Genomic DNA, 12,916 nt, shown 5'->3' with positions numbered 1-12,916 from the left:
GAACCGAACAATGGCCATCAAAAAGTCTGACCTCTATTCCAAGCTCTGGGCCTCGTGCGACGAGTTGCGCGGCGGCATGGATGCCAGCCAGTACAAGGATTACGTGCTGGTGATGCTATTCATCAAATATATCAGCGACAAGTACGTCGGCCAGCCTTACGCTCCCATCCAAATCCCCACTGGCGCCAGCTTTGCTGACATGGTGGCCCTGAAGGGCCGCAGCGATATCGGCGACCAGATCAACAAGAAGATCATCAAGCCGCTGGAAGATGCCAACCGTCTGCGTATCAAGGCGGATTTCAACGACGATGCACTGTTGGGGTCGGACAAGGAGAAGGTTGAACGGCTGGGTAATCTGATCGGCATATTTGAATCCAAAGACCTGGACTTCTCCAAGCACCGCGCCGATGGCGACGACCTGCTGGGCGATGCCTACGAATACTTGATGCGCCACTTCGCCACCGAAAGCGGCAAGAGCAAGGGCCAATTTTATACCCCGGCCGAAGTCAGCCGCGTGATGGCCCAGGTGCTGGGCATTGCTCAGGCGCAAACCAGCCGCGAAACCACGGTGTATGACCCCACCTGCGGCTCGGGTTCGCTGCTGCTGAAAGTGGCCGAGGCTGCGCCAACCGAGGTCACCGTCTATGGGCAGGAGAAGGAAGAAGTCACCAGCGGCCTGGCGCGCATGAATATGATTCTGCACCACAACCCGGGAGCAGTGATCGAACAAGGCAACACCCTGGCCGATCCCAAGTTCCTGAAAGGCGATCAGCTCAAAACCTTTGACTACGTGGTGGCCAACCCGCCGTTCTCGGACAAGCGCTGGAGCACGGGTTTCAGCCCTGAGGCGGATGAGTACGGGCGCTTCGAAGGCTTTGGCGTGCCGCCTGCCAAGCAGGGCGACTATGCCTATCTGCTGCATATCATCCGCTCGCTGAACAGCACCGGCCGCGGCGCGTGCATTCTCCCCCACGGCGTGCTGTTCCGTGGCAATGCCGAAGCCGAAATCCGCAAGAGCCTGGTGCGGCGCGGCCTGATCCAGGCCATCATCGGTCTGCCGGCCAACCTGTTCTACGGTACCGGCATCCCGGCCTGCATCATCGTCATCGACAAGGCCGGCGCGGCGGCGCGCAAGGGCATCTTCATGATCGATGCCTCTCAGGGCTATATGAAGGATGGCCCAAAGAACCGCCTGCGCGAGCGCGACATCCACCGCATCGTCGATGCCTTCAACACGCTGGATGACAGCAACCCGCGCTACACCCGCATGGTGGGTCTGGACGAGATTGAGGGTCACGACTTCAACCTCAACCTGCCGCGCTACATCGACAGCAGCACCCCGGAAGACCAGCAAGACATCGATGCCCACCTGAACGGCGGCATCCCCGAGGCCGATATGCTGGCGCTGAGCCGTTACTGGGCAGTGTGCCCGCAGCTGCAGGCCGCGCTGTTTCAGCCCCGCCGCCCCGGCTATCTGGATCTGACCGTGGCGCCTGCCGCCATCAAGTCCGCCATTCACCAGCACCCGGAGTTTCAGGCCTTCACCCTGGCCATGAACGGCCATTTCGAAGCCTGGCGCGCGCCTGTGGCGCAGCGTCTAAAAATGCTGGTGCCGGGTTTCCATCCCAAGGAGCTGATCCACGAGCTGGCCGAAGGCCTGCTGGCCCACTACGAACAGCAGCCGACGGCCGAAGTGCTGATCGACCCCTATACCGTGTACCAGCACCTGATGGACTACTGGGCCGCCACCATGCAGGACGACGCCTACCTGATCGCCGAGGACGGCTGGGTAGCACAGACCTATCGCGTACTGGAAACCAAGAAGGGCAAGGACGGCAAACCCGGTAAGACCGTGGACAAAGGCTGGGCCTGCGACCTGGTGCCCAAGGCGCTGCTGGTGCAGCAATACTATGCCGCAGAGCAGGCGGAATTGGACAAACTGGCTGCGGATCTTGATAGCGTGCAGGCCGCCCAGGCCGAGCTGGAAGAAGAACACAGCGGCGAGGACGCCGCCTTCAACGGCTTTGACAAGATCAACGACAAGGAAGTGAAGTCCCGTATCAAGGAAATCGGCCGCGTACCTGCCGACGATGCAGACGCCGCCGCCGAGCTGGCGGTGCTGAAACGCTGGTTCGCGCTGTCAGAACAAGCCGCCGCGCTGAAAAAGCGCATCAAGACACTGGATGCGGCGCTGGATGCCAAAGCCTATGCCCGCTACCCCACGCTGACCACCGGTGAGGTAAAGGCGCTGGTGGTGGACCACAAGTGGCTGGCGGCGCTGCACCAGGCCGCGCACGGCGAGTTGGACCGCGTCAGCCAGGCCTTGACCCAACGCGTGAAGGAGTTGGCCGAACGCTATGGACAAACGCTGCCTCAATTGGCGCAGCGGGTGGATGACATGGCCGCGCGGGTGGCAGAGCATCTGGCGAGGATGGGGTTCGTATGGAAGTGAAAGACCTCACTGCCCATTACCTCATTGCCAAACAGCAGACAGAGCTGGGTGATTTGCCTGGTGACTGGTCATGCAGTCAACTTGGCGATGTGACAGACATCCTTACGGGATTCCCGTTCCCGAGCGCAGGCTATCGCGGTTTGGGGATACGCCTACTTCGTGGCTCGAACGTCAAGCGCGGCCGGATTGATTGGCAAGAAGAACTGACTGAATATTGGCCTGACGTTACCAGCGATATCAAGAAGTACCAACTCAAGGTGGGCGATGTTGTCGTCGCAATGGATGGTTCGTTGGTAGGGCGCAGTTTCGGAGCACTGACGGAACAGGACGTGCCAGCGCTTCTGCTTCAGCGTGTAGCACGAATTCGGTCCAATCAAGTAGAGATTGGGTACTTGCAACACTGGATCTGTAGTGAAAGATTCACCGCGCACTGTGATGCTGTAAAGACGACGACAGCGATCCCGCACATCAGCCCTGGTGATATCCGTTCCTTCAAGGTCGCTATCCCTTCAATACAAAGCGAGCAGGAGAGTATTGCTAGTGCGCTCTCTGATGCCGATGTTCTGATCGACACTCTGGAGCAACTGCTAAACAAGAAGCACCAGATCAAGCAAGGAGCCATGCAGGAACTGCTTACCGGTAAGCGGCGGTTGTCGGGGTTTTCTGAACCTTGGAGAGACGGACTGCTCGGCCAAGTAATCGCTGAACTGATCGCTGGCGTTAGCGTGAACTCCGATATGCACGAGGGCGGTATCGGCGTTCCTTCGGTGGTCAAGACCTCTGCAATGAAAGGTGGTGTGTTTGATGCATCAGAATGTAAGCTCATCGTACCTGTGGATCTGGCCCGCGCGACAACTCAGCCGCGTAAGGGCACCCTACTGATCAGCCGGATGAATACGCCCGACTTGGTTGGCGAGGTTGGGTACGTTGATCGTGACTATGACTGGCTCTATCTACCAGACCGAGTTTGGATGACGCGAATGCGTTCTTCCGACTGTGTTTGTGTGCGCTGGCTGGGCTACCTACTCAGTAGTACGCCCTACAAGAAACGCATCGGCGATGCAGCCACCGGGACCAGTGGCAGTATGAAAAACATTGCCAAGAGCGCTCTGTTGAACATTTCAATTTCATATCCGGATGTTCCCGAGCAAGAAGCCATCGCCGAAGTCCTCTCCAACATGGACGCCGACATCGCCGCAGTCAAAGCTCGCCTTTCCAAAGCCCGTGACCTGAAACAGGCGATGGCGCAAGCCCTGCTAACCGGCCACATTCGCCTGGTGGAGTCTGAAAACACATGAGCCAACCCGTTAAAAGCTATTACCGTGTAATGCTGGGCAGGCAAAGTGTGCATGCTGCCGAGTGTCTGGCCGGCAGTTTCATCGGCGCTGATTTTGGCATCGCGCAAGACCTGAGCGGCCAGTTGCCCGAGGCTTGGCGACAGTTCAATGCGGACTTCATCCCGGTATTTCTGGCTGGTCACCCGGATAAAAGCAAGATCGCGGCAGGACTGGCCTGCGGCGCGTTGTGGACGGTGGCCAAGGGGTTGCGGCCGGGCGACGTGGTGTTGAGCCCGGATGGCTCGGGTGTATACCGAGTCGGCATGGTTGAGGGCGAGTACTACTATGCGCCGGGCCAGGTACTGCCGCATAGGCGGCGGGTGAACTGGCTGCCGCTGACCATCGCTCGCGCAGCGATGAGCGAGGCGCTGCGCAACTCCGCCGGTTCTATCGGTACCGTCAGCACCATTACCGAGCATTACCAAGAGATCGAACAGTTCCTGGCCGCGCAGCTCGGCCAGACCAGCGTCAATATCGTGGCGACTGACCCGGTGGTGGAAGACCCGGTGGCCTTCGCCATGGAGAAGCATCTGGAAGACTTCCTGGTGAAGAACTGGGCGCAGACCGAGCTGGCGCAGCAGTTCAAAATTTACGAGGAAGATGGCGAGCTGGTGGGCCAGCAATACGCTACCGACGCCGGCCCTATCGATATTCTGGCCGTTAGCAAGGACGGGCAGCGCCTGCTGGTGGTGGAGCTGAAGCGCGGACGCGCGTCCGACGTGGTGGTGGGGCAAATTCTGCGCTACATGGGCTATGTGAAAGAACAGATCGCCGAGCCGCACCAGACGGTGGAAGGCGCGATCATCGCGCTGGACGACGACCAGAAACTGCGCTGGGCCTTATTGGCCGTGCCTGGCATCAGCTTTTACCGTTACCAAGTGAGTTTCAAACTGATCAAACACTGACGCCAGCCGCCAAGAGTCGCGCAGGGAGAAAAAGATGGGCAATGTCAGCAAGCCGGAACGCGCCACCCAAAACCGGGTGATTGAGCTGTTTACCCATACGCTGGGCTACCAATACTTGGGTGACTGGACTGAACGCGAGGATAACCACTGCATAGAGGAAGGCCTGCTGACAGACTTTCTCACCAGCAGCGCTTACAGCCCGGCGCAGATCAGTGCCGCCTTGCACAAGCTGCGTTCCGCTGCATCGTTGCATGGTCGCAGCCTGTATGCCGCCAACCAGGCGGTGTACCAGCTGCTGCGCTACGGCGTATCGGTGAAGGTGGAGGCCGGTCAGGTAAATGAGACGGTGCATCTGGTGAACTGGCAGCAGCCGCAGGAAAACCACTTTGCCATTGCCGAGGAGGTGACGCTGAAAGGCGGCCACGAGCGGCGGCCGGACATCGTGCTCTATCTCAACGGCATCGCCGTGGGCGTGTTGGAGCTGAAGAACAGCCGTGTCGGCTTGGGTGAGGGGATACGACAGTGCCTGTCCAATCAGCAGCCAGAGTTCAATCAGTGGTTTTTCAGTACCATGCAGCTGATCATGGCGGGCAATGATTCCGAAGGCCTGCGCTATGGCGCGATTGAAACCCAGGAAAAGTACTTTCTGACCTGGAAGGAAGACGAAGCCGACTGCGCGGGCTACAAGCTGGACAAATATCTGAGCAAGCTGTGCAGCAAACCGCGTTTGCTGGAGCTAATTCACGACTTTGTGCTGTTCGACGGCGGTATCAAGAAGCTACCGCGGGTGCACCAGTATTTTGGCATCAAGGCGGCGCAGACGTATGTGCAGCAGCGGCGCGGCGGCATCATCTGGCATACCCAGGGTGCCGGCAAGAGCATTTTGATGGTGTTGCTGGCGCGCTGGATTCTGGAAAACAAGCCTGCGGCGCGCGTGGCCATTATCACAGACCGAGACGAATTGGACCGCCAGATCGAACGCGTATTCCTGGAGGCTGGCGAAACCATTCAGCGTAGCCAGAGCGGGCGCGACTTGATGGCGCAGCTGGCACAACCCAATCCGCGTTTGCTGTGCTCCTTGGTGCACAAGTTTGGTCGCCGTGATGTGGATGATTTCGAAGCCTTCATCCGTGACCTCGAAGCGCAACCTAGCCCCACCCATGGCGAGATCTATGTGTTTGTGGACGAGTGCCACCGTACGCAAAGCGGCAAGCTGCACCGGATCATGAAAGCCATGATGCCCAATGCGGTGTTCATCGGCTTTACCGGCACCCCTTTGTTGAAGTCCGACAAGGCCAGCAGCATGGAGGTGTTTGGCGGCTATATCCACACCTACAAGTTTGCCGAAGCGGTAGAAGACGGGGTGGTGCTGGATTTGGTGTATGAGGCGCGGGATGTGGACCAAAAGTTGGTGGGGGCGGAGCCTGTTGATCGCTGGTTTGAGGCCAAAACTCGCGCGCTCAATGAATGGCAACGCAACGAGCTGAAAGCGCACTGGGGCACCATGCAACGGGTGCTGAGCTCCCGGGCGCGGATGGGCCGTATTGTGGCTGACATCATGCTGGATTTTGCGACCAAACCCCGGTTAAGCGATGAACGCGGCAACGCCATTCTGGTGGCGGCCAGTATTTACGAGGCTTGCCGTTACTTCGAGCTATTTAACGGGCGGGATACCGGGTTTGCCGGGCGCTGTGCCGTGGTGACTTCATATAACCCGCAGGCTTCGGATGTCAGCAAGGAAGAAACCGGCGCCAATACCGAGAGCGACAAGCAGTTCATCTACCACACTTATACCGAGCTGCTGAAGGACGTAGTGGCCAGGCCGGGGATGAGCAAGACCGAGACCTACGAACAAGATGTGAAAGACCGTTTCATCAAGATGCCATCCCAGATGAAGTTGCTGATCGTGGTGGACAAGCTGCTGACAGGTTTTGACGCGCCGCCTTGCACCTATCTTTACCTCGACAAGTCTATGCAGGACCATGGCCTGTTCCAGGCGATTTGCCGCACCAACCGGCTGGATGGCGAGGATAAGGAGTTCGGCTACATCGTCGATTACAAGAACCTGTTCAAGAAAGTTGAGAAGGCGATCGCCGTCTACACCTCGGAACTGGATCAAAGCGAGGGCGAGGGGGACTCGCAAGTGATGATGAGAAACCGCCTGGATACCGGTCGCGAGCGGCTAGACGGCGCGGTTGAGGTCTTGGCGCTGCTGTGCGAACCGGTAGAGCCGCCCAAGGGTGACCTGGAGCATATCCGTTACTTTTGCGGCAATACCGAAATTCCAGAAGACCTGAAGGCACGCGAGCCATACCGGATAGAGCTGTACAAGGCGGTGGTGGCTTTGGTGCGCGCCTATGCCAATTTAGCCGACGAGCTAGATGCTGCGGGCTATACGCTAGAGCAGATTGAGCAGATCAAACACCTGCAAAGGCACTACCTGAATCTACGCGAAATCATTCGCAAGGCGGCAGGCGAGACGTTGGACTTGAAGCCGTTCGAGGCAGACATGCGTCACTTGATCGATACTTACATTGAAGCCCAAGCGCCGCGCAAGATTTCCCCATTTGATGGCGTCAGCTTGCTGGATCTTATCGTTAAGACCGGCATTGCCGACGCGATAGTCGAGCAGCTGGGGGAGATGAAAGGGAATAGGGACGCCGTTGCGGAAACCATCGAGAACAATGTTCGTAGCAAGATCCTCAAAGAACAGCTGACCGATCCGGCTTATTTCGCCAAGATGTCGGCGCTGCTGGATGAAATCATCCGCCTGCGCAAGGAGCGCGCAATCGAGTATGAGGACTATCTGGCGCGGATTGCTGATATCGCCAAGCAGGTCAGCATTGGCAAAGCAGAAGACACGCCAGCGCAGCTGAAAACATCCGGTCAGCAGGCGCTGTACAACAATCTGAAGGGCTATATCGCGCAGAATGCGGCACTGCAAACCAGAGTCCCTTCTGGTGATATGACCCAGGTATTGGATATGGCTTTGATGCTGGATAGTGCCATCAAGACCAGGCGGCCAGATGGTTGGCGCGGAGTGATGGCCAAGGAGCGCATGGTTAAACAGGTGATGTTTGATGTGTTGAAAGATGAGCAAGAGGTGGAGCGCTTGTTCCAAATCGTTTTCGCACACAAGGAATATTGATGCGCGATGTGCTGGATCTGGGGGAGTTGCATGTCGAGGTGGTGCGTAAAGCGATCAAGCATGTTCATTTGAGCGTGTTGCCGCCGGATGGAAAAGTGCGCGTGGCCGCGCCGCAAAGCGCGCCGCTGGAAACCATTCGCCTATTCGTCATCTCCAAACTAGCTTGGATCAAGTCGCAGCAGCGCAAGCTGCAAACACAGGTGCGGGAAACACCGCGCGAGTTCCTGAACAAGGAAAGCCACTATTTATGGGGCAAGCGCTATCTGTTGGAAATCCGTTTTGTTGATGCTGCGCCGGCGATCAGTTTGACGCCTCGAAAGTTACAACTGCAGGTTCGGTCTGGAGCCGATCAGGTCAAGTTTGAAGAGGTGCTGGATTGCTGGTACAGACAGCAGGTGCGCGACGCAGTGCCGCCTCTGCTGGTCAAATGGGAGTCTTTGCTTGGGGTGAGGGCAAACAAGGTATTTGTTCAACGCATGAAAACCAAGTGGGGCAGCTGTACGCCTGCCTCAGGCTACATCCGCCTCAACACCGACTTGGCCAAGAAGCCGCCGGAGTGCCTGGAATACATCGTTGTACATGAGCTGGTGCATTTGCTGGAGCCAACCCACAACGAACGCTTTGTCAGGCTGATGGATCAGTACCTGCCACATTGGCAACACCTGAGGGTACAACTCAATAATCTTCCGGTCAGGCACGAGGACTGGCATTACTGATACACCCAATGGCAATCAGAGAGGTGATGCCGTAGCTCGCTACGGCGTTTCCATATTCCCCCATAGCCAGTGAGTGCGACCTGCCACCCCGCCATGACCGCCCCCAGCCCTCCAAGCTACCCAGCATTCCCCCACCCCCCAAACCTGTCCTTTAGTCCAATAGAACGCGCTGCCGGACCACGCCGGCTTGTGACTGTCTTCCTAACTTCATAAAATTTCAGGCTTATTTTCAATGTCATACCGCCGCTTGGCGGTGTTTTCGTTTGGAATGCCGATGGACCTGAATGCACTGTTGGCCAGCTTTGCTTCCGCCTTTGGCCAAGACAACCGGATGTTGACCTTGCAGTTTGGGGAGGGGCAGTTCGCCGCGGAACAGCTGCTGCCGCTCAGCCTGGAGGGCGAGGAGGGGGTTTCCCTGCCTTATCGCTATACGCTGACCTGCCTGTCGCCGGATGGCAATATCCCGCTGAAGACGCTGTTGGGCCAGCCGGCCCGCATTGGCATTCAGGGCGCGGAGGGGGGCGAGGCGATCCGTTGCGGCGTGGTCAGTCAGGCCAGTTTGGCGGGGTCGGACGGCGGCTTTGCCCGCTATCAACTGGTCGTGGAAGCGCCGTTCGCCTTGCTGCGCCATCGCAGGACTTCCCGGGTATTCCAAGACCTGTCCGTGCCGGACATCGTCAAACAAATCCTCAGTGAACATCAGCAAGCCAACCCCATCTTCGCCCGCGTGCAAACGCTGGTCTTGCAGCTCAAGCCGGCCACGCCGCGCAGCTATGCGCTGCAATACCGCGAGAGCGATTACGATTTCATCGTCCGCCTCTTGCATGAAGAGGGTTACGCCTGGCGTTTCCGCCACTTGGAGGCGGACGGGCCGCGGGTGGAGCTTTCCATTTTTGACGATGCCCACGCCTTGCCGGCTTCTCCGCTGCAGCGGGTGCGCTTCCACCGCAGCGACGCCACCGAGGAAGAGGATGGCCTGACGGGCTGGGAGGCCGCGCGCCAGATTGTCCCCGGCGCCAGCGCGCTGGCCAGTTACGATTACAAGCCGGTGCTCACCCAGCAAGGCCGGGAAACCAGCCGGGTGGAGCAGGGCCAGTTTGGTCAGGCCTTGCAAAGCAGCCTGGGCCATTACGATGCGCCGGGCCTGTATTACGCCGGGGATGAGGAGCAGCTGGGCCGCTACGCCGTACTGCGGCAGCAGGCTAACGATTTGCAGGCCAAGACCTTCAGCGGCAGCGGCGCGGTGCGCGGCCTGTTGCCGGGGGAGTGGTTCCGCCTGGACGACCACCCCGCGCATGAGGACGACGCGGAGGAGAAACGCCAGTTTGTTGTCACCGGCCAGCGCTTTCAGGCGCGCAACAATCTGCCGCGGGATCTGGCGCAGCACTTGGGCACGGAGGCGGACGCCGCGCCGTTTAGCGCCGCCATCCAGGCTCAGCGCCGCGGCATTCCGCTGACGCCGGCTTATGCCGGCACCGCTCACGCCAAGCCCACCAGCCTGGGCGTGCAAACCGCCACCGTGGTGGGGCCGGCCAGCGGCGATGCCGGGGCGGAGAGCCCCGGAGAAGTGCATACCGACGAACACGGCCGCATCAAGATTCAGTTCCATTGGCAGCGCCCGGAAGAGCATCCAGGCATCGGCGCGGGCATGGACGACAAATCCTCCTGCTGGGTGCGGGTGGCGATGCCGTCCGCCGGCGCCGGCTGGGGTCATCAGTTCCTGCCGCGCATCGGTCAGGAAGTGCTGGTGGACTTTATCGAAGGCGATATTGATCGCCCGGTGGTCAAGGCCGTGGTCTACAACGGCAGCCATCCCGCGCCGGACTTCAGCGGCGCCGGCAGTCTGCCGGCCAATAAGACGCTGTCCGGCATCAAATCCAAAGAGCACCAGGGCGGCGGCTATAACGAGCTGCTGTTCGACGACACCCCCGGAGAGGTGCGTGCCAAGCTGTCCAGCGAGGCGGGCAAGACCCAGCTCAACCAAGGCTTCCTCACCCATCCGCGCAGCAATGGCCAGGCCCAGCCGCGCGGCGACGGTTTTGAGCTGCGGACGGACCAGCATGGCGCCATCCGCGCCGCCCACGGCCTGCTGCTGTCCACGGAGGCGCAAGGCGGAGGCGCGGGCAAGCAGCTGGCGCGGGAGCAGGCCGGCAGCCAGCTACAAGCGGCGGTGGCCCTGAGCCAGGCGCTGGCCGAAACCGCCACCACGCAGCAGGCCGACACCATGGAAACCGGGCCGGACGGCATTGGCGACGACAACGTCAGCAGCGGCAAACGGGAACAAGGCCATGTGCTGCACCAGTTGCAGGCGCTGGAGGCCTGGGAGGCCGGCAGCAATACCGATCCAGACAGCAAAACCGCCAAGGAACAGGCCGGCCAGCAAGCCTTGCTGGTGTTGTCCGCGCCGGCCGGCATTGCCAGCCTGTCCGGGCAAAGCCAGACCCTGGCCGCGGAAACCCATCTCAATCTGGTGGCGCAGCGCGACGCCAATCAAAGCAGCGGCCGGCGCTGGATTCATAACGTAGGCAAGCACATCAGCCTGTTCGTGGCCGGCGTGGCGGATCAGGTGGCGATGAAGTGGATAGCCGCCAAGGGCAAGATTCAGCTACAGGCGCAAAGCGACAGTATTGAGCTGACGGCGGACAAGGACGTCACCATCACCTCCTGCAAGGAACGCATCATCATTGCGGCCAAGGACGAGATTCTGCTGACCAGCGGCGGCGGCTATATCCGCCTCAAAGGCGGGGATATCGAAGTGCACTGCCCGGGCACGGTCAGCATCAAGGGCAGCAGCCATGTATTGAGCGGGCCGGCCAGCCTGAACTACAGAATGCCCACCTTCGGCCAGGTTTACAGTGGCCGTTTCCAGTTGCAGGACCAGAAAACCGGCGCGCCGCTGGTTGGCCGGGCTTACTCCATTCAGCAGGCCGGCGGCCGCACTCTCAGCGGGTATAGCGATAAGGATGGCTGGACGCTGACCGCCATGAGCCGGCAGCCGGAAGGCATGAAGTTGCAGGTATTGGAGCCCGCGCCAGCCAAAACCGAGACATTGCACTTGGCCGGCGGCGGCCAGCACGAGTTGGAACTCGAGATGCGCAATGACGCCCCGCAAGGATGATCCGCATGACCTCTACCCAAATAGTCGGTAACGGCCTTACGCGGCTGGAAGAAGATCAGCAGTATGCCAAGCTGCCCTCTGAGAAAAACAAGCCCTATCTGCAACCCAAGGCCGAGGCCGCGGTTAGAGTGCCCGATGTGCGTATTGGGGTCAGCAAGCTGGGAAAGAACTTCACCATCCATGCGCGGCAAGCGGTGATGAGCGCAGAAATCCGCGCTGATGAGATGCGGTATGAATACCTGTGGTACTACAAGGCGGAAGTCAGTTTCGATATGCCTTCAAGTAGTAGAGGGGTGCCAAAGCCTTTTCTTAGTACTACGGAAGGCCGCAAGCCCAACCGCCGCCACTCGTTAACCCCTTTTCCTAAAGGCCTGCGCAAGAATTTCTTGCGTCGTCCAGACCTGATCATTGTGAAGGACAAGGCGGTACGCTGGCCCGGAAGAGCGACAAAGGATCATGATGGCGTTCCGCATGGGGACAATCTGCACCGGGTGGTCGAGATCAAGTTTCCGGGCGACAGTTTGCACAGGGAGCAAGCTGAGGCTTATCAACAGATAGCGGGAGGTTTGGATCGTTTTACGCTATTACATGTGATCCCGCCGGGTGAGAAGCGGAGGCAGACCGAGCCGGTGAAGAAGCCGGCGCCCGTGTTCGCGCCCAGGGCGGATGGAATACCGCGCGGCGAGAACCGGCGGGTGCCAATATATGGCCCCAAGCCTTTGCCTGATCCCGCCTTTTATGAAGAGTGGCTGGATGACGCCAAGCAGTTGGTGCATAGCTTGGCGGAAGACGGCAAGGCATTGGCCAAAAACTTACGTCAGGCCGTTGGCCAGCTTTCGGCCAAGGTGCAGGCGGAGCTGAAGCAGCATGCGCCCTGGTTGTTCACCGCCGGTCACTGGCTGCAAGACAAGGCCAACGATACCTGGCACTTCGTCAATGAGCAGGGGCAGCGCATTGCCAGTTGGACCAGTGCGCAATTACGCGCGGCCTGGGCGGAGATTCAGCGCGTGACCGATCTGACCCTGGAAACCTTGCGCCAGATAGACTGGACTCAAGTGTTGTTGGACATTGGCAAGGGCTTGCTTGCCGTCGCGGTGGTTATCGCCGGGGTGGTGGTGGTGTTTGTGCTGGGGGGATGGCTGGTGGCGGCATTGGCCGCGCTGGTGGAAATGGGGGCGGCCGCCTGGGCCGCGGTTGCAGTCATGTTGGGCGGTGGCGCCATGGCCGCCGCTTCTTGATG

7 protein-coding genes are annotated in these 12,916 nt (G+C 59.6%); all 7 read left to right on the top strand.

Annotated features, from left to right (window positions below; genetic code table 11):
- The first annotated feature begins 10 nt into the window (after positions 1–10).
- The 7 genes from ACODSD_RS22260 to ACODSD_RS22230 all read left to right on the top strand — a co-directional run bounded on the left by ACODSD_RS22260 (position 11) and on the right by ACODSD_RS22230 (position 12,914).
- Entirely contained in the window at positions 11–2,452 is a 2,442-nt protein-coding gene (locus tag ACODSD_RS22260) for a type I restriction-modification system subunit M (protein WP_488878360.1), read from the top strand.
- Positions 2,443–3,750 carry a restriction endonuclease subunit S gene (locus ACODSD_RS22255; protein ID WP_488878359.1) on the top strand — a complete coding sequence of 436 codons (1,308 nt, stop codon included), beginning with the start codon at positions 2,443–2,445 and terminating at the stop codon, positions 3,748–3,750. Before ACODSD_RS22260 ends, ACODSD_RS22255 begins: the two co-directional genes overlap by 10 nt.
- Complete coding sequence (locus ACODSD_RS22250) at positions 3,747–4,694, top strand: endonuclease NucS domain-containing protein (RefSeq protein ID WP_488878358.1); 948 nt, start codon at positions 3,747–3,749, stop codon at positions 4,692–4,694. Before ACODSD_RS22255 ends, ACODSD_RS22250 begins: the two co-directional genes overlap by 4 nt.
- Positions 4,695–4,728: 34 nt before the next feature.
- Positions 4,729–7,842, top strand: a complete 3,114-nt coding sequence (locus ACODSD_RS22245) for a type I restriction endonuclease subunit R (protein ID WP_488878357.1) — start codon at positions 4,729–4,731, stop codon at positions 7,840–7,842.
- Positions 7,842–8,558: a M48 family metallopeptidase gene (locus tag ACODSD_RS22240; RefSeq protein WP_488878356.1), complete on the top strand. Its 717-nt coding sequence runs from the start codon at positions 7,842–7,844 to the stop codon at positions 8,556–8,558. Before ACODSD_RS22245 ends, ACODSD_RS22240 begins: the two co-directional genes overlap by 1 nt.
- A gap of 274 nt (positions 8,559–8,832) precedes the next feature.
- Positions 8,833–11,676: a type VI secretion system Vgr family protein gene (locus ACODSD_RS22235; protein WP_488878355.1), complete on the top strand. Its 2,844-nt coding sequence runs from the start codon at positions 8,833–8,835 to the stop codon at positions 11,674–11,676.
- Positions 11,677–11,681: 5 nt separating this feature from the next.
- On the top strand, positions 11,682–12,914 hold the full coding sequence (locus ACODSD_RS22230; RefSeq protein WP_488878354.1) for a VRR-NUC domain-containing protein: 1,233 nt from the start codon (positions 11,682–11,684) through the stop codon (positions 12,912–12,914).
- The last annotated feature ends 2 nt before the right edge of the window (positions 12,915–12,916 follow it).

The sequence above is a fragment of the Chromobacterium sp. FG22 genome (genome assembly GCF_057809415.1).
The sequence above is the reverse complement of the archived record's forward strand: the minus strand, read 5'-3'. Positions and strand labels throughout refer to the sequence as shown.